Source organism: Streptomyces sp. CB02923 (genome assembly GCF_001905005.1).
Lineage (GTDB): Bacteria > Actinomycetota > Actinomycetes > Streptomycetales > Streptomycetaceae > Streptomyces.
Genome location: NZ_LWKZ01000001.1, coordinates 1275273 through 1292778, shown reverse-complemented (window position 1 = coordinate 1292778; position 17506 = coordinate 1275273). Strand labels below are relative to the sequence as shown.

Sequence of the window (17506 nt, the reverse complement as noted above, 5' to 3'; positions counted from 1 at the left end):
GAGCCGGAGCCGGAGCCGGAGCCGGAGCTGGAGCCGGAGCCGGAGCCGGAGCCGGAGCCGGAGCCGGAGCGGTCACCCGGCGGACGTGCCGAGCCGCTCCGGCAGGGCCGCCGCGTGGAGCACCGTCAGCCCGGATACCGGGCGGGTCAGGCAGACGTACAGACGGCGCAGGCCGGTGCGTTCGTCCGGCTCGCCGTCGATGATCGCGGCGGGCTCGTCCAGCACCACGTAGTCGTATTCGAGACCCTTGGCGAGCGTGGCCGGGACCAGGGTCAGCCGGGCCTCGGCCGAGGTCTCCTCGCCGGGCGCCAGGACGGCCAGCCCCGCCGCGTCCAGCGCCGCGCGCAGCGCGGGCAGCCGGGCCTCGGCCGCGATCAGGCCGATCGAGCCCTCCTTGGCCAGCGCTTCCCGGCAGGCGGCGACGACCGCGTCGTCCAGCTCCGCCGCCTCCACCGGCCGGACCGCGAAGTCGCCGGCGGACTCGCGGATGGAGGTGGCCTCGGTCAGCTCCGGGGCAATCGCGGGCAGCAGCCGCGAGGCGTACCCGATCACCTCGCGCGGCACCCGGAAGCCCAGCGTCAGCTCCTCGATCCGCGCGCCCGGCTTGCCCAGGTGGGCCAGCGCCTCCTCCCACGTGTCGGTGGACCACGGCGTGGTGCCCTGCGCGATGTCCCCCAGGATCGTCGCCGAACCGGTCGAACAGCGCCGTCCCACCGCCCGGTACTGCATCGGCGACAGGTCCTGCGCCTCGTCCAGCACCACATGCCCCAGGGAGTGCGTACGGGAGACCAGGTCCGCCGCCTCGTCGATCAGCACCGCGTCCGCCGCCGACCACTTGGCGCTCTTCACGCTGCGCGGCGGCTTCGCCCACAGAATCGCCTTCTGCTCCTCCGGCGTCAGGATGCCCGCCGCCTGCCCGGCCAGGAACTCCGCGTCCCCCAGCAGCCGCAGCACCAGCCTGGCCGGGTCGACCGGCGGCCACACCTCCTTGACCACGGCCTTGACCGCCGCGTTGCGCGCCACCGTGTCCTGCACCCGGTCGTCCGGCGCCTCGCCCGCCTGCTCCATCCGTACGAGCACCGCGTGCGCGATGCGCTGCGGCAGGGCCTCCCGGGCGGCGCCGTAGCGGATGTCGCGGCGCAGCAACTCCTCGACGATCTCCTCGATCTCGTACGCGGGCACCCGCCAGCGCCGCGAACCGCGCACCACCACACACGCCTCGGACGGCATCCGCACATGCGACCGCACCGCCCGCCGCAGCACCTCCGCCAGCCGCGCGTCGCCCTTGACCGTGGCCGCCACCGCGTCGTCCGTACCGCGCACCTCGACGTGCGCCACCAGGTCGTCGACCGTGGCCTGCTTGACCTCCAGCTCGCCCAGCGCCGGCAGCACCTGCTCGATGTAGTGCAGGAACGAGCTGTTCGGGCCGATGACGAGGGTGCCGGAGCGGGCCAGCCGCTCGCGGTGCGCGTACAGCAGGTACGCGACCCGGTGCAGGCCCACCGCGGTCTTGCCGGTGCCCGGCGCCCCCTGGACGCAGACCGTGCCGCCGATCCCGGCGCGCACGATCTCGTCCTGCTCCGGCTGGATCGTCGCCACGATGTCGCGCATCGGACCCACACGAGGCCGTTCGATCTCGGACTGGAGCAGCTTGCTGTGCTGCTCCGCCTCCGCCGGGTCGGTCAGGTGCTCGTCCTCGTACGCGGTCAGCCGCCCGCCCGTGTAGCCGAAGCGGCGGCGCAGCTCCAGGTCCATCGGGTCCTTCTTGGAGGCCCGGTAGAACGGCTGCGAGACCGGTGCGCGCCAGTCGATGACCATGGGGTCGCCGTCGGCGTCGTGGACGTGCCGGCGGCCGATGTAGAAGTTCTCCCCCTCCGCGCCCTCGGCGTCCGCCCCCGGCGCGTGCCGGTAGTCCAGGCGGCCGAAGAAGAGGGGGGTGTGCGCGAGGTCGGCGAGCGCCTTGATGCGGGCGTCGACCTCGCCCTGGAGCACTTCGGCGTTGACCCAGTTCGCGGTGACGTCCGCGATGTTGAGCGCTTCGGCGTCCCGGCGCATGGCGCGCAGCGCCGCCCGGGAGTCGGCGAGGTGGGCGCGTTCGCGCTCCAGGGGGTCGGGCTGGTCGGTGGCCTGCTGCTGGGTCCGGGCGGGTGCCTGGTCGTGGGCGTGCGAGGGCACGGTGTTGCCTCCGGCGGGTCCGGCTACGTCCGTACGTGACGGCGTACGCGTAGGCGTCTTCAGATGCGAGCAGATGCGTGAAGCGGGAACCCGGCCGGTTTCCGTGCGGCCGGTGGCACTCCGCTGAGGGAGGCGGGCAGACCGGCGATTGTAGTCAGCAGGTATCGGGGGCGCCAACGGGTTTCTCCGGGGCCGCCCACCAGCGGCGACGTGGACATCCGCCACCGTCGCCGCGACGATCGTCGCGGCGACCCTGAACTTTCCGCCCCGGCCCGTACATCTCCCGTAGGGGACGGCATGGGTCCAGCGGGTGACCGAAGACCACTCGGGGATGCACCCGTGGGCCGATGTGCGGCCGCTCCGCGAAAACCATCATGGAGACATGAGCAGCGCAACCATCACCCCAGGCCCCCTGCACCCGACCCACGGCGCCACCGCCCTCGGCCCCGACGCCGCCCACACCCCGCACTCCCACGAGCAGCGCCACATCGTCGGCAACGTCTTCCGTGCGTTCAAGGTCTTCGCCGCCGCCGCGGTCAGCGTCGTCCTCCTCGGGGAGTACGCGGAGGACTGAACCAGCCCTTTCCCAGCCCTTTCCGACCCCCTCCGGCCCTCGACTGATACGCAACCAGCATCCGGATGACCGGAAACCGTTACAAGCAGTCGGTCTCGATCGACTAGCGTCGCCGCAGACAGCATGCGTCCGGTGACGAGGAGGGGCCAAACAAGTGTCTGCCGCCGAGGGGACGCGGTCGGTACCGCACAGACGGCCGTGGACGCGGCATCTCACCCGCCCGGACAAGAAGACGATCGCGACAGCGGTACTGCTCGTGGTGTCCCTGGCCGCGCTGGCCACCGTATTCCGGCTGGTATCACTGTCCATGTCGGACATAGTGGTCTACCGCGCCGAAGGTGAGGCCGCGGCGACCGGCAGTGATCTGTACGGCTTCACCGTCACCGAGTGGAACCTCCCCGCGACGTACCCGCCCTTCGCCGCTCTGCTGTTCATCCCGACGGCCTGGGTCCCCATCGGTGCCCTCAAGGTCGCCTCCGTCGTCGTCAACGTGGCCCTCATCCCGGTCCTGCTGCACCTGTCGTACAAGGCCGCGTACACCACCGGCACCCGCGAAAGCGCGGGTGCGTCCCGGCTGCGGCGCGTGCGGACACTGCCCGTCGTGCTGGCCGCCACCGCGCTCGCCATATGGCTCGAACCGGTCTTCCAGACGCTCGTGTTCGGGCAGATCAACATCGCCCTGACCTGCCTCGTCCTGTGGGACCTGGCCCGCCCCGACGGCGCCCGCCTGAAGGGCTTCGCCGTCGGCCTCGCCACCGGCATCAAGCTCACCCCGGCGGTGTTCGCCGTCTACCTGCTGATCACCGGCCGGGTACGGGCCGCCTTCACCGCCCTGGCCGGCTTCGTGTGCTCCGTGCTGCTCGGGGTGCTCGTCCTGCCGGACGCCAGCGTGGAGTTCTGGACACGGCGGATGTTCGAGACCGGCCGGGTCGGCCAGCTGTGGATCGTCGACAACCAGTCCCTCCAGGGACTCCTCGCCCGCTGCCTGCACACCACGGAACCGGGCCTGCTGTGGGCGGGCGCCGCCCTGCTGACCGGCATGGCCGGACTCCTCGTGGCCCGGCGGGTGTACCTGCGGCACGGCCTGGACTCCTGGGGCGTGCTGTGCACCGCCGTCACGGCCCTGCTCATCTCGCCGATCAGCTGGTCCCACCACTGGGTGTGGTGCGTGCCGCTGCTGGTCGCCCTCGGCGCGCACGTCCGCGGCGTACGGTGGCGGCAGGTGCTGCTCGCGGCGGTGGCGGTCGCCTTCATGGCCCGCACGATGTGGGTGCTCCCGCACCAGGGCAACCTCGACCTGAAGTTCTCCTGGTGGCAGCAGCCGCTGGCGGCCCCGTACCCCTTCCTGGGACTGGCGATGCTGGCGGCGGCGGCCTGGTGGAGCCGCCGGCCCCCGGCCACCCCGCTGTCCACCCTGGGCCGCCGCCCCTTTCCGCTGCCCCGCGCCGCCCGCCCGGCCCGCGAACTGAGCACCCGCGTCCCCGAACGCTGACGCGCGCCCGGGGGCGGGGCGAACGCCGACGCGCGCCCGGGTCCGGGCGAATGCCGAAGCCCGTCCGAAGCCCGCCCGGCTCCGGGCGAAGGCCGACGCCGTCCGGCTCCGGGCCCTCACCGCGTATCCCGGCTCACCCCTCCGCCAGCAGCTCCGTCGCGTCCACGATCCGGTACGCGTACCCCTGCTCCGCCAGGAAGCGCTGCCGGTGCGCCGCGAAGTCCTGGTCGACGGTGTCGCGGGCGACGACCGAGTAGAACCGCGCCTCGTGCCCGTCCGCCTTGGGACGCAGCACCCGACCCAGCCGCTGCGCCTCCTCCTGCCGCGACCCGAACGTGCCCGACACCTGGATCGCGACCGTCGCCTCCGGCAGGTCGATCGAGAAGTTCGCGACCTTGGAGACCACCAGCACGGAGATCTCGCCCTCCCGGAACGCGTCGAAGAGCTTCTCGCGCTGCGCGTTGGACGTCTCGCCCTTGATCACCGGCGCGTCCAGGTGCTCGCCCAGCTCGTCGAGCTGGTCGATGTACTGCCCGATGACCAGGGTCTGCTCGCCCTTGTGCCGCCGTACCAGCGCCTCGGTCACGCTCTGCTTGCTGGCCGTCGTCGCGCAGTACCGGTACTTCTCCTCGGTCTCGGCCGTGGCGTACGCCAGCCGCTCCGACTCCGTCAGGCTGACGCGTACCTCGACACAGTCCGCCGGCGCGATGTACCCCTGCGCCTCGATCTCCTTCCACGGCGCGTCGAAGCGCTTGGGGCCGATCAGCGAGAAGACGTCCGACTCGCGCCCGTCCTCGCGCACCAGTGTCGCCGTCAGCCCCAGCCGCCGCCGGGCCTGGAGATCGGCCGTGAACTTGAAGACCGGTGCGGGCAGCAGATGCACCTCGTCGTAGACGATCAGCCCCCAGTCGCGCGAGTCGAACAGCTCCAGGTGCGGGTAGACGCCCTTCCGCTTGGTCGTCAGCACCTGGTACGTGGCGATGGTGACCGGCCGGATCTCCTTCTTCGTACCGCTGTACTCGCCGATCTCGTCCTCGGTCAGCGACGTCCGCTTCACCAGCTCGTGCTTCCACTGCCGCGCCGAGACGGTGTTCGTCACCAGGATCAGCGTGGTGGCCTTGGCCTGCGCCATGGCACCGGCCCCCACCAGCGTCTTTCCGGCACCACACGGCAGTACGACCACACCGGACCCGCCGTGCCAGAAGCCCTCCACGGCCTGCTGCTGGTACGGCCGCAGCGACCAGGTGCGCTCGTCGAGCTCGATCGCATGGGCCTCGCCGTCCACGTACCCGGCCAGGTCCTCGGCCGGCCACCCCAGCTTGAGCAGCGTCTGCTTGATCTGCCCGCGCTCGGACGGATGCACCACGACCGTGTCCGGGTCCAGCCGCGCCCCCACCAGCGGCTGCACCTTCTTCGACCGCAGGATCTCCTCCAGCACCGGCCGGTCGGTGGTGGTGAGCACCAGCCCGTGCGCCGGGTGCTTGGACAGCGTCAGCCGCCCGTACCGCGACATGGTGTCGGCGATGTCCACCAGCAGCGCATGCGGCACCGGATACCGCGAGAACCCGACCAGCGCGTCCACGACCTGCTCGGCGTCGTGCCCGGCAGCCCGCGCGTTCCACAGCCCGAGCGGCGTCACCCGGTACGTGTGCATGTGCTCGGGCGCCCGCTCCAGCTCCGCGAACGGCGCGATGGCCCGCCGGCACGCCTCCGCCTGCTCGTGGTCGACTTCCAGCAGCAGCGTTTTGTCGCTCTGGACGATGAGAGGTCCGTTCACGCGCCTCGCCTTTCGCGTCACCTGCACCCGGCCGTTCCCCAGCCCGACCGCGGCACCCGGCCGTCCGTACGGCCAAACGTCCAGTGTGCCGCATGGGCGGTGAGGAACGGGACGGTGCCGGGAACGGGTGCCTCACACCGGTCGGAAGGGAGCACCGTGCCCGGCCGCGCGCGTTCCACGGCCCCGGGCGTTGCCCGGTATGTGTGGAAGCGGCGTCGCCCGCTACGTGTGGAGGTGCCCGTGTGGAGGTGCTCCGTACGCGTAGAGGTGCTCGGGCGCCCGCACGGCGAAAGCGCCCCTCCCCGAAGGGAAAGGCGCTTCTGCCCGGGGACTTCGCTCAGCCGGCGGTGACGTCGAGCATGCGCGACGTCGTCCGTGCCTGGGGATTCTTCTCGGGGCCGCCCCATACGATCACCACGCCCCCGCCCGTGGGCGCGTCGGCGGCGATCCGCAGCCGGACGTCCATGGTCCGCAGCTCACCCTTGGCGAGCTTCGGCGGGTTCAGGGAGCCAAGGATGCCCATCGGCTGGATACGGGTGACCTTCCACGGCTGCCACGGGGCATCGGGGGAGGTGCGGTACTCGAACTCGGCCTGGCCGGGCTGAGCCCTGCCCGCGAGACCCACGCTCATGAGGAGCTTGAAGTTCGCGATGTCCGCCTCGCCCCGGCGGTTGTCCAGGACGAGCTGGAACTGCCGCCAGTCGCCACCCGCCCGGATATCTGACTTGGGGGGCAGCCCCCTGAACGCCACTCGGGTGCTGTGGTCCGTCGCCTTGTCCGGGGGAACCTGGACCCCGTCGGCGGGCTGGACGTCGAAGCTCAGGGAGGTGCTGCCGCCCCACCCGGTGTGGGAGCTCGAACCCACGAGCGCGTTGAACATGCCGTGGCCGGAGACATGCGACGCGTACCGTATGCGCGCTTCGATGGTGAAGACGGCGCCCTTCTCCACCCGGCCCCATTCGATCGAGTGTGAGTTGCCGCCGAACGTGAAGGGCTGCTGCCAGGAACCGTCCTTGGCCCGGTATTCGAGCTCGGAGTCGCCGTCCTTGAAGTCGCTGGCCGACACAAAGGTATCGATACCCGCGTAAAGGTCCTCCATGGTCCTGCCCGCGCGGTTGTCGACGGTCAGCTGCAGCTCCGTCCAGACACCCGCGGTGACGTTCCCGGGCACCTTGGCGGAAATGGCGGCGCGCCCGTCCTCCGCGACGACGGCCGACTGCGAACCGGCCGTGGCCGCAGGCTTCCCGGCCGCCACGGCAGGAGCCGACAGCAGAAGGGCCGGGGCTATCGCGGCTGCGGCGACGGCAACCGCGATTCGATGAGACTTCACGTGAGGTGACCACCTGGTGTTGACGTACGGGAACAGGAGCCGAACGGCTGTGCGACCCCTTGAGCGGTGATCATCGTATGTCGGTAATTAGGGCAGCGACAGCGCATTTACGGCCTGCTCGGCGGCTCGTCGTGGTCGAGATCGTCCCGTCGTCGTCGCCCTGACGCCGCACCGGCCGCGTGCCCTGTCAGCCGAGGTACGGCCGGTCCCGGTCCTCCAGATAGTGCCGGAGCCGCAGCCGCTGGGTGTGGTGCATGGACAGGGCGTCGAGCTCGGGCGGTGCGACGAAGCGGACCTCCGTCGACTCGTCGGAGACCGCCAGGACGCCTCCGGTCACGCGGGCCGTGAAGCAGACGTTGAACTGCCGCCGCACCTCACCGTCCGAGTACGCGATCACATGACGGGGATCGGTGTAGGTGCCGACGAGCCCGGTGATCTCCACGTCCAGCCCCGTCTCCTCCTTGACCTCGCGTACGGCGGCGCCCGGCAGGGAGTCGTCCATCTCCATTCCCCCACCCGGCAACGCCCACAGGCCGCTGTCCCGGCGCCGCTGGAGGAGGATGCGCCCGGAACCGTCCGCGACGACCGCGGAGGCGGCGACCACCAGGCTGTTGGGCTCGGGGGCCGTGGAATCGTCGTAGTACTCGGTGCGCGCCATCGGCTCACTCGTCCACGGGGCGGGCGGCGGCGATCAGCATGGCCCGTCCCTCCCTGTCCCGTACGGGGACGTCTGAGGGACGTTCTACACCGCGCGGGACGTCCCGAAAGGGGAAAGGAACGAGGTTCGGGGTGCGATGCCATGCGCGGGTGTCGCGCGAGGGGTGAGGCTGCTTCGCTGTCCCCTCACGAAGCCGTTTCGTCTGCCAGTTCTGCGACGCCGGTGATGCGGTGGAGGGGGAAGGTGCGGACCTCGTCGGCGGTGTGGTCGTAGGCGGTGACGAAGCCGCCTTCGACGCGGACGGGGGCGATCACGCGTTGGCTGGCGGCGCCGTCGGCGTTGACGTAGCCGATCCAGAGGGTGGCGTTGGTCAGGACGGCGGCCTGCATCGTGGCGAGGGTTTCGGCGGAGGTGGTGCGCGGGAGGCCGCCGGGGGCCGGGGCAGCGGGGGCGGTGGAGGGCTTGCGTTCGGCGGTGGCGGCCAGGTCGCCGGCGCGGATGGCGCGGACCGCCGCTTCGAGGAGGGTGGTGTCGGGTGCGGGCGGGCCCTCGGGGACCGGGGCCGGTGCGGTGCGCGGCGGGGTGCGGTAGGCGTCCGGGCGGGCGATGAGGACGTCGCCCTCGGCGGACTCGGCGGCGGGGGCGTAGCCCATTGCGCGGAGGCCCTCCAGGAGCTGGTCGGGCGGGGCGGCCGAGGCCAGCACGGTCGGGGCGAGGCGGCGCAGGCGCAGGCCGATGGCGCGGCGGTCGGCGAGGATCTCGGTGAGGAGCGCGTCGTCGTCGCAGCGTACGTACGCGGAGGCCGCGCCGACGCGGAGCCGCCCGTGGCGCCGGGCCACGTCGTCGATCAGGTAGGCGAGCGGCTGCGGCACCGGGGTGCGGGAGTGGGCGGTGAGGAAGGACTGGAGCTCGGCGGCGGACCGGCCGGCGTCCAGGGCGCGGCGTACGGAGGCCGGGGTGAAGCGGTAGACCGTGGCGCCGCCCTTGGACTCGACGTCGGCGAGGACGCCGAGCGCGTCGGCCAGGGGCCGCTCCAGGGGGCCGGGGGCGACGGCGGTCAGGTCGGCCTGGAGGAGGACGTGGTCGAGGGGCTCGGGGAGGAGGGGGGAGAGGAGGGCGGCGGCGCGTGCGGCGGGGGCCGTGGCGTCCGCGGGGTCGGCGGGGTGGGTGGGGTGGTCTGTGGGGGCGGCTTCCAGGAGGGCGCGGGTGTGGGCGGCGAGGGCGCCGCGGCCGGTGATGCCGAGGAGTTCGGCCTCGGTGAGCGTCCAGCGGGCGATGCGGGAGCGCAGGTCGTCGGTGGCGTTGGCGGAGGGGGAGGCGTTGGCGGCTGTGGACGCGTTGCGGGCGGCGTTGGCGTCGGCCGCGGCGGCCGGGTCCGGGCGGCGGGCGGGCGCCTTGGCGCCGCTGTTGGCGGCGGAGTCCGGCGCTGTGCGGGCCGCGCCGCGCAGCGGGCGTTCCCAGCGGAGCCGGTCCAGAACGGCCTCTGCCGGTACGGACGTGCCGGGGGACAGGGACGCGAGCAGGGCGAGCGTCCGGTGGCGTACCTCGGGGGCCGCGGACCGGTCGAGGTTCGGGCCGAGCGCGGACAGGGTGCGGCCCTTCGGGTCGGGGGTGCCGACCAGCCCGGCCGTACGGGTCGCCGAGAGCCAGGCCGTGGCGAGCCGCGCCCAGCGCTCCGCGTCCGGGAGCCGGCGCCAGTCCTCCGCGGCGGGGGTGGGCGCGTACCGCTCGTCGGCTTCGCCGTCGGATGCCAGCAGTCCGGCACCGTAGGCGAGTTCGAGCCAGAAGGCGGCGAGCTGTTCGGTGCAGTCCAGGGCGGCGGCGGTCCGCTTGAGGTCGCGGACCGACAGGCCCCCGGCGCGCAGCACGCCCGGCCCGCCGAGGTCCCACTCCTTGAGGAGTTCCTCGACGGTGTCCAGGGCGGTGAACGCCTGGCCGGCGGCGGCCCTGTCCACAAGCTGTGGATCACGCTCGGTGGCGGGCGCGAGGGCGGGCGGCAGGGGCTCGGGCACCCGGTGCGCGCGCCCCGCGCGCAGGTGCAGCGCGGCCTCGCGGGGGAGGACGACGTTGCGCGGTCCGGCGGGCAGCAGCAGGCCGCGGTCCAGCAGCCACTGGAGGTGTGCGGCGGGCCGGTCGGTGACGGCACCGTAGGGCGGGCCCCAGACCAGCCGGTCCAGTACGGCCCGCGCCTCGGCGGGCGCGGCGGCCAGCAGTTCCGCCATCCGCGTACGGTCCTCGAACAGCCCGGCCAGAGCGGCGACGGCGGTCACCGGGTCGTGGGTCGCGGCCAGTCCGGCGGCGGCCAGGATCTCCTGGAGGCGACCGGGCGACATGCCGGACGAGGCTTCGGCGACGGTCGGCCCCAGGCCGGTGGGGGAGGGGTGCGCGGGTCCGGGCGCGAGCAGTTCGCGGGCCGTACGGACGAGGCGCAGCCGGTCGTCGCCGCCCCAGACCAGCGCCTGGTCGCGCAGGGTGCGCAGGGCGCGGGGCAGCTGGGTGGTGATGGCGTCGCCGTCGCCGTCCGTGCCCGCGTCTCCCGCCATCAGACCGAGCAGCGTCTCGTACGGGCAGGGGTCCGGCGCGACGGCCAGCGCCTCGGCGGCCTGTAGCGCGAAGCGGTCGAGGCGTTCCACGGCCCGTACGACCGAGGCGCGGGTGCCGGCCCGGGTGGCGAGCTGGGTCAGATCGCCGGGGACCGGGCTGAGGAGGTCGGGGCGGGCCCGCAGCAGGCCGGCGAGCCCGCTGTCGGGGCGGGTGCGGAGCTCTTCGGCGAGCGTGCGGGGTGTTTCACTCATCCGCTACACGGTAGCGGGGGCATGTGACGTTGTCGGGTGCAGCGCCGCGCCCGCCGTCCGGCTGACACGGCCGGGGCAGGCGGACGGGGCGGGAGCCGGGGCACGCAGGCGGGGCGGGCCGGTCGGCGCCGCCGCCCCCGTAAAAAGGGCGATCAGGGGTACCGTCTCCGGAGGAACCGGGCTGTGCCACAGGGGATTTCGTGGGGATCGAGAGCGACCAGCTGGTCTTTGACTATCTGAGCCGGGTCGGTGATCTGGCCCAGCAGCGAGGGCTGTCCTCCGGGGCGCGGATGCGCCTGGTGGCCGAGCTGCGGGCACAGGTGGACGCGGTGAAGCCGGACACGGTGCCCGGGGTGAGACGCGTACTGTCCCGCCTCGGTACGCCCGAGGCGGTGGTGACGGCGGCGGGCGGCAGCGGACCGTCCGCGGTGCCGGGGCCCCGGGGCGCGCCGGAGCCGGAGCCGCGGCCGGGCCTGCGCGACAAGCTGGGCGGGGCCGCGCGCCGCTTCGGCACGGGTGGTGCAGGCGATACGGGCGGTACAGGCGGTACGAGTGGTGCGGGCGGCAGCGCGGCCGGGCCCGGCGAGCCGGGTGGCGTGACCGGACCAGGCGGCGGCCAGGGCAGCGGCATCGCCAAGCCCAGCGGCATCGCCAAGGGCAGCGGCATCGCCAAGCCCAGCGGCACCGCCAAGGGCAGCGGCATCGCCAAGGGTGGAGGGCTGCCCGGATTGCCGGGGCTGCCGGGCCTGTCCGGCCTCGGCGAAGGACTGCGCGGCCTCGCCGGAAAGGTCCCCGCACCCCGCGACGGCAAGCGGCGCTCCGCCCGTGCGCGGGAACCGGAGCCGCCGCCGACCGCCTCCCCGCCGCACCTCGCGGGCTTCGACGAGCTCGGTGACAGCACCGTCGCCTTCGGGGAGGGCGCCGACGAGCCCGACTGGTGGCGCGTGGAGGAGGGCCCGTTCGCGGCGTACGGGTCGTACGAGCCCGGCGAGACGGTGCCCGGCTTCATCGGCGGCATCGAGATCCCGGAGATCCGTGAGCGTCCGCCGGGCGAGCGCAAGGACGGCCCGCTGTCCCTGGAAAAGGACGGGCGGGACGACGACGGTGAGGCGGCGGACGACGAGGAGACCGAGGACGGAGAGGCGGGCGGCGAGCACGGCGAGGAGGCGGCCGAGGCGCCCCGCACCGGCGTGCTGCCACGGGTGCTGCCGCGCGTGCTCGCGTGGCGGCGGCAGCGGGCGGCCGTGCCGGAGCCGTACGCCGAAGAGCCCGAACCGGTGGAGTACGTGCCGGCCGCGCGGCCCCCGCTCAGCCCCGTCCTCCTGCTGGCCGTGCTGCTGCTGGTGGCGGGCGCGGTGCTGGGCTCCTGGCTGGCGCTCGCCGGTGGCTGGGTGATCGCCTACACCTCCCGGCGGCTGCCGCGCGGCGAGGCGAAGTTCGCGGCGCTCGGCGTGCCGGGGCTGATCGTCGGCGGGCTGGTGGTGTGGCTGTGGGGCCGTGTGGACGGGCGATGGGGCGAGCCCATCGCCGACGGGCAGCTGGGGCACGAGCTGACCGGGGTGCTGCCGGTGATGGTCCGCGTCGCGGCCGTCGCCTCCGCGCTGTTCCTGGTGTGGCGGATGCGGCGGCAGCCGCGCTGAGCGGCGGCGGGGACCGGGGCGGCGGCGGTGACCGGGGCGGCGGGACAGGCGGGCCGCAGCGGAGCCGCCCCGACCTGCCCTCCCGGCCCCTCCTCCGGCCACTTCGTGACCCCGTCCCGCCTCCGGCCACTCCGTGGCCCCGCCCCTCCTCCGGCTACTTCCTGGCCAGCTTCTCCTGCAACTGGGCCAGGATCTTGTCGGCCGCCGTGTAGCCGATGCCCTGGATCCACAGTTCGTCGTCGACGCGGAAGGTCCGGCCGTTCCTGGCCGCCTTCATGTTCTTCCACAGCGCCCCGCCGGTGACCTGTGTCTCCTTGGACTTCTCCGGGCTGCCGTACGCCGTGTAGAAGACCGCGTCCGCGTCGGCCTTGGTCATCTGCTCCGCGCTGACCTCGATCATCATGCCGTCCGGCGCGTCCTGCACCACGCTGGTCGGGCCGGTGCCGACGTCGTTCAGGACGGTGCCGATGTAGCTGCGGCAGCCGTAGACACGGGTGTCGGCGCCCGCGACGAAGCGGACGACATTGGTCGTGGTCCGCTTCGCCGCCGCGGCCCCGCCGAGCGCCTCGGTGACCCGCCGGGCGTGTGCCCCGTACGCGGCGACCGCCCGCTTCGCCTCCGGGATCTTGCCCAGCGCGTCGGCGTGGGTGGCGAAGTTCTGCTTCCACGGATAGCCGGTGGTCTCCGTCATGACGGTGGGCGCGATGGCCTTCAGCTGCGCGTACCGCCCGCCGTCGCGGACCTTGCTGGTCAGGATCAGGTCCGGCTTCAGGGCCGCGACGGCCTCCAGATTCGGCGCGCCGATCTTGCCGACGTCCGCGATGCCCGCGACCTCGTCCTTCGGCAGGTAGCTCAGGAAGCCGCCCGCCACGTCGGACCGGGTGGCACCGACCGGCTTGACCCCCAGGGTGATCGCGGAGTCCAGTTCCGCGGTGTCCAGCACCACCACCCGCCGGGGCGCGTCGGGCACCTCCACCTCGCCCTGCGCCGTACGCACCTGGTGCCTGCCCCCGCCGGACGCGGGCTGCGCCCAGGTGGTGGCGGGCTGGGCCGGGCAGTCGGCGGCCTCGGCCGAGCTGTCGCCGGAACGGCCCGTACCGGACGATCCGTCCGCACCGCAGGCGGTCAGCGCCACGGAAGCGGCCAGGGCGGAGACCACGGCGAACGCGGCACGGCGTCGTCCCGCCCGCGGAACCGGGCGGGGAACTGCGGAGAGCGGCATGACAAGCCCTTTCGGCTGGGAGCGGCGCGGTCACTCGGACCCGGGCGCGGCGAGGGCCGTACCCGGAGCCTGCCAAGGCCGCCCCGGCACCACCAGGGGCGAACCCGTCACCGGGTCCGGTACCACCACCGACTCCAGCCCGAACACCTCGCGCACCAGGTGCGCCGTGACGACCGCCGTCGGGCGCCCCTGTGCGACGATGCGCCCTTGCTTCATCGCGACGAGGTGGTCGGCGTAGCGCGCGGCCTGGTTGAGGTCGTGCAGGACGGCGACGACGGTGCGCCCCCGGTCGTGGTTGAGCTGCCGCACCAGGTCCAGCACCTCGACCTGGTGCGCGATGTCCAGGTACGTCGTCGGCTCGTCCAGGAGCAGCAGGCCGGTCTCCTGCGCGAGGGCCATCGCGATCCACACGCGCTGCCGCTGGCCGCCGGACAGCTCGTCCACCGGCCGGTCCGCCAGCTGCGCCACATCCGTACGGTCCATGGCCTCGGCGACGGCCCGTTCGTCCGCCTCGGACCACTGCTGCCACCAGCGCTGGTGCGGCTGGCGGCCGCGCGAGACCAGGTCGGCGACGGTGATCGCCTCGGGCGCCACGGGGGACTGCGGCAGCAGCCCCACCGCCTGGGCGATCTTCCTGGTGGGGATGCGGGCCAGGTCCGTACCGTCCAGCAGGACGGCGCCGCGGCGCGGCTTGAGCAGCCGGCCCAGCGCCCGCAGCAGCGTGGACTTGCCGCAGGCGTTGGGGCCGACGACGACGGTGACCGCGCCGTGCGGGATGTCGAGGTCGAGCCCGTCGACGACCGTGCGGTCCTCGTAGGCGAGCGTCAGATCCCGGGCCGTGAGACGGCTGCCGACCACCGGCACTGCCTCCCCGGCACCTCCGGTACCCCCGGTACCCCCGATGCCCCCCGTGCCTTCGGTGCCCTCGGTCACGCTCGCCCTCCCACGGCACGGCTGCGGATGATCAGGTGGATCAGGTACGGGGCACCGACGGCCGCGGTCAGCACGCCCACCGGCAGTTCCGTCGGCGCGAGGAGCTTGCGGGCGAGCAGGTCGCCGAGGACGACGACGACCGCGCCGAGCAGCGCCGAGCACAGCAGCGGGATCTGCGCCGTACGCGTCAGCCGGCGGCCGGTCTGCGGGGCGAGCAGCGCCACGAAGTCGACCGGTCCGGCCGCGCCGGTCGCCATCGACGCCAGCACCACGCCGAGCGCGACCAGCCCGAGCCGGGTGCGGTTCAGCCGTACTCCGAGGGCGGTCGCGGTGTCGTCGTCCATCGGGACGGTGCGCTGCGCGCGGGCCGCCCACAGGACGGCGGGCAGCAGCACCAGCAGCGCCCAGCCGAGCGGTGCGGCCTCGGCCCAGCCGCGCCCGTTGAGCGAGCCGGTCAGCCACACCTGGGCCTGCTGGGCCACGGTGTAGTCGCCCTTGATGAGGAAGAGGTGGGTGACCGAGCGCAGCGCGACGGCGAAGCCGATGCCGATCAGGACGAAGCGGGTGGCGTGCAGGCCGCCGCGCCAGGCGAAGACGTAGCCGAGGGCGGCGGCGAGGACGCCGCCGGCGACCGAGAGGTACGGCAGGACGGCGTACGAGGTGATGCCGTACGTAATGGCGCCCACCGTCAGCGCGCTCGCGCCCTGGGTGACGCCGATGACGTCCGGGCTGGCGAGCGCATTGCGGGCCACGGTCTGGATCAGCGCGCCCGCGACCCCGAAGGCCGCGCCGACCAGCAGTCCGGCCACCATCCGGGGCAGCCGCAGCGTCCCGACGACCAGTCCGGCGGACGACGGCTGCCCGAAAGCGGCCTTCAGGGCCTCGCCGGGGGCCACGAAGGACTCGCCGACGCACAGGTACGCCAGGCAGACGGCGGCGAGCAGGACGGCCAGGGCCGTGGCGACGGCCGCCGCCCGTCGATGTACGAGGAACGACGCGCGCCCGGCGCGCACGAGGGCGTACCCCGTGGGCCGCGCGCGCCCCTGCCGTACCGGGGCGCCGGAGCCGGCGACCGGTGCCGTCACGCCGGCACCCCCTTCCGCCGTACCAGCGCGACCAGGAACGGAACGCCGATCAGAGCCGTCAGCACACCCGCCGGCACCTCGGACGGCGGGAACAGCACGCGCCCGACGGTGTCCGAGACGAGCACGACGACCGGGCCGAGCAGCGCCGCCATCGGCAGCAGCCAGCGGTGGCCGCCGCCCACGGCCGCGCGGGCGAGGTGCGGTACGGCGAGGCCGACGAAGGCGATCGGCCCGGCGGCCGCGACGCCCGCGCCGGTCAGGACCGCCGCTCCCAGCCCGGCCACGACGCGTACGGCGGCGACGTTCTGCCCGAGCCCCCTGGCCGCGTCCTCGCCGAGCGCCAGCGCGTCCAGGCCGCGCGCGACGGACAGCACGAGCACCGCGCCCGCCAGCAGGAACGGCCAGATCTGCGCGGCGACCGCACTGTCCCGGCCGGTCAGCGAGCCGACCTGCCAGAACCGGAACTCGTCCAGTGCGGCGGCCTTCGTCGTCAGCACCGCCATCGTCACCGCGACGAGCAGCGCGTTGATCGCGGCGCCGGACAGGGCCAGCTTCACCGGCGTCGCGCCGCCCCGCCCGCTGGAGGCGATCGCGTACACGGCGACCGCGGCGGCCCCGGCTCCCGCGAAGGCGAACCACACGTAACCGCCGAGGGTGTGCACCCCCAGGAAGGACAGCGCGAGGACCACGCCCACCGAGGCGCCCTGGCTGATGCCGAGGACACCGGGGTCGGCGATGGGGTTGCGGGTGATGCCCTGCATGGCCGTGCCCGCGAGGGCGAGCGCGGCGCCGACCATCAGGCCGATCAGCGTGCGCGGCAGCCGCAGGAAGCGCACCACCTGTGCCGCGTCGCCGTCCCCGCCGTACAGCACCGCGTCGAGCACCTCGGACGGCGCGAACTGCCTGCTGCCGAACGCCAACGAGAGGAGCACCGCCAGCAGCAGGGCGAGCACCGCCGCCGCCGTCCAGCCGACGCGGTGCCTCACCAGGGAGGATCTGGGGCGGCCGGCCCGGACGACTGGCATCGGTTCCCCTTCGCGACGGCGCCGGCGCGGGCAGGCGACAGGGGCGGGTGCGGAGGGGCAAGTGTAGGGCCCGGCCCACTCCCGGTCATCGGCCACAATGGCCACCATGGCTTCGCACACCCCGGTACCCGACCCCACGGTCGCCACGGCCGCGCAGACGCTCACGGTCGGCTTCGACCTGGACATGACGCTGATCGACTCCCGCCCCGGCATCAAGGCGGCCTACGAGGCGCTGTCCGCCGCCACCGGGACGCACGTCGACGCCGACGCGGCGATCACCCGGCTCGGTCCGCCGCTGGAGCAGGAAATCCGCCGGTGGTTCCCCGAGGAGCGGGTCGCGGAGATCAGCAACCTGTACCGGGAGCTGTACCCGGAGTACGCGATCACCGGGACGCTCGCGATGCCGGGCGCCCGCGAGGCGGTGGCCGCCGTACAGCGCCACGGCGGCCGGGCGATCGTCGTCACCGCGAAGTACGAGCCGAACGCCAAGCTGCACCTGGACCACCTGGACATCGCCGCGGACGCCGTCATCGGCTCGCTGTGGGCGGAGGCCAAGGCCGAGGCGCTGCGCGCGCACGGCGCGTCCGTCTACGTCGGCGACCACACCGGTGACGTACGCGGTGCGCACACCGCCGACGCGCTGTCCGTCGCCGTGGCCACCGGGCCGTGCGGCGCGGACGAGCTGCGCGCGGCCGGCGCCGACGTGCTCCTCGGCGACCTGACCGGCTTCCCGGCCTGGCTGGAGGAGTACGCGGCGCAGCGGTCCCGGCGGAACGTATGAGTCCGGAAGGCGCGGGCCG

At 73.9% G+C, this 17506-nt stretch carries 13 protein-coding genes; 4 read left to right on the top strand and 9 right to left on the bottom strand.

Annotated elements, in window-relative coordinates; genetic code table 11:
• Nucleotides 1–72: 72 nt before the first annotated feature.
• Nucleotides 73–2175 (bottom strand): HelD family protein, encoded by a 2103-nt coding sequence (locus A6A06_RS05500; protein WP_073759288.1) that lies wholly within the window; start codon nucleotides 2173–2175, stop codon nucleotides 73–75.
• 382 nt (nucleotides 2176–2557) lie between these two features.
• On the opposite strand from A6A06_RS05500, the gene A6A06_RS05495 reads away from it, so the two are divergent.
• Nucleotides 2558–2749, top strand: coding sequence for a hypothetical protein (locus A6A06_RS05495; RefSeq protein ID WP_079193787.1), 192 nt, complete (start codon nucleotides 2558–2560; stop codon nucleotides 2747–2749).
• 154 nt (nucleotides 2750–2903) lie between these two features.
• Nucleotides 2904–4241: a glycosyltransferase 87 family protein gene (locus tag A6A06_RS05490; protein ID WP_073759286.1), complete on the top strand. Its 1338-nt coding sequence runs from the start codon at nucleotides 2904–2906 to the stop codon at nucleotides 4239–4241.
• A gap of 133 nt (nucleotides 4242–4374) precedes the next feature.
• Here A6A06_RS05490 and A6A06_RS05485 read toward each other — a convergent pair whose 3' ends face one another.
• The 4 genes from A6A06_RS05485 to A6A06_RS05470 all read right to left on the bottom strand — a co-directional run bounded on the left by A6A06_RS05485 (nucleotide 4375) and on the right by A6A06_RS05470 (nucleotide 10801).
• A complete protein-coding gene (locus A6A06_RS05485) occupies nucleotides 4375–6018 on the bottom strand; it encodes a DNA repair helicase XPB (RefSeq protein WP_073759285.1) in 1644 nt (547 codons plus the stop codon).
• Between the two features lie 337 nt (nucleotides 6019–6355).
• Nucleotides 6356–7348 (bottom strand): hypothetical protein, encoded by a 993-nt coding sequence (locus tag A6A06_RS05480; protein WP_199930684.1) that lies wholly within the window; start codon nucleotides 7346–7348, stop codon nucleotides 6356–6358.
• A gap of 187 nt (nucleotides 7349–7535) precedes the next feature.
• Nucleotides 7536–8006 (bottom strand): NUDIX hydrolase, encoded by a 471-nt coding sequence (locus A6A06_RS05475; RefSeq protein ID WP_073759283.1) that lies wholly within the window; start codon nucleotides 8004–8006, stop codon nucleotides 7536–7538.
• Between the two features lie 185 nt (nucleotides 8007–8191).
• Nucleotides 8192–10801 carry a helicase C-terminal domain-containing protein gene (locus tag A6A06_RS05470; RefSeq protein ID WP_073759282.1) on the bottom strand — a complete coding sequence of 870 codons (2610 nt, stop codon included), beginning with the start codon at nucleotides 10799–10801 and terminating at the stop codon, nucleotides 8192–8194.
• A gap of 200 nt (nucleotides 10802–11001) precedes the next feature.
• Here A6A06_RS05470 and A6A06_RS05465 point away from each other — a divergent pair, with 200 nt between their 5' ends.
• Nucleotides 11002–12441 carry a hypothetical protein gene (locus tag A6A06_RS05465; RefSeq protein ID WP_073759281.1) on the top strand — a complete coding sequence of 480 codons (1440 nt, stop codon included), beginning with the start codon at nucleotides 11002–11004 and terminating at the stop codon, nucleotides 12439–12441.
• 154 nt (nucleotides 12442–12595) lie between these two features.
• Here A6A06_RS05465 and A6A06_RS05460 read toward each other — a convergent pair whose 3' ends face one another.
• From A6A06_RS05460 to A6A06_RS05445, 4 genes are all read right to left on the bottom strand, one after another.
• Complete coding sequence (locus A6A06_RS05460; RefSeq protein ID WP_079193786.1) at nucleotides 12596–13663, bottom strand: ABC transporter substrate-binding protein; 1068 nt, start codon at nucleotides 13661–13663, stop codon at nucleotides 12596–12598.
• Between the two features lie 30 nt (nucleotides 13664–13693).
• Nucleotides 13694–14521, bottom strand: a complete 828-nt coding sequence (locus A6A06_RS05455) for an ABC transporter ATP-binding protein (protein WP_199930683.1) — start codon at nucleotides 14519–14521, stop codon at nucleotides 13694–13696.
• A gap of 71 nt (nucleotides 14522–14592) precedes the next feature.
• On the bottom strand, nucleotides 14593–15681 hold the full coding sequence (locus A6A06_RS05450) for a FecCD family ABC transporter permease (protein WP_073759279.1): 1089 nt from the start codon (nucleotides 15679–15681) through the stop codon (nucleotides 14593–14595).
• Nucleotides 15678–16706 (bottom strand): FecCD family ABC transporter permease, encoded by a 1029-nt coding sequence (locus A6A06_RS05445; RefSeq protein ID WP_073759278.1) that lies wholly within the window; start codon nucleotides 16704–16706, stop codon nucleotides 15678–15680. Before A6A06_RS05445 ends, A6A06_RS05450 begins: the two co-directional genes overlap by 4 nt.
• A gap of 97 nt (nucleotides 16707–16803) precedes the next feature.
• Here A6A06_RS05445 and A6A06_RS05440 point away from each other — a divergent pair, with 97 nt between their 5' ends.
• Nucleotides 16804–17487 (top strand): HAD family hydrolase, encoded by a 684-nt coding sequence (locus tag A6A06_RS05440; protein WP_073759277.1) that lies wholly within the window; start codon nucleotides 16804–16806, stop codon nucleotides 17485–17487.
• Nucleotides 17488–17506: the final 19 nt, after the last annotated feature.

Bases quoted from the DNA above. Each gene is read 5' to 3' on its own strand.
- A6A06_RS05495 (WP_079193787.1), top strand. From the start codon at position 2,558: ATGAGCAGCGCAACCATCACCCCAGGCCCCCTGCACCCGACCCACGGC.
- A6A06_RS05475 (WP_073759283.1), bottom strand. From the start codon at position 8,006: ATGGCGCGCACCGAGTACTACGACGATTCCACGGCCCCCGAGCCCAAC.
- A6A06_RS05470 (WP_073759282.1), bottom strand. From the start codon at position 10,801: ATGAGTGAAACACCCCGCACGCTCGCCGAAGAGCTCCGCACCCGCCCC.
- A6A06_RS05460 (WP_079193786.1), bottom strand. From the start codon at position 13,663: ATGCCGCTCTCCGCAGTTCCCCGCCCGGTTCCGCGGGCGGGACGACGC.
- A6A06_RS05445 (WP_073759278.1), bottom strand. From the start codon at position 16,706: ATGCCAGTCGTCCGGGCCGGCCGCCCCAGATCCTCCCTGGTGAGGCAC.
- A6A06_RS05440 (WP_073759277.1), top strand. From the start codon at position 16,804: ATGGCCACCATGGCTTCGCACACCCCGGTACCCGACCCCACGGTCGCC.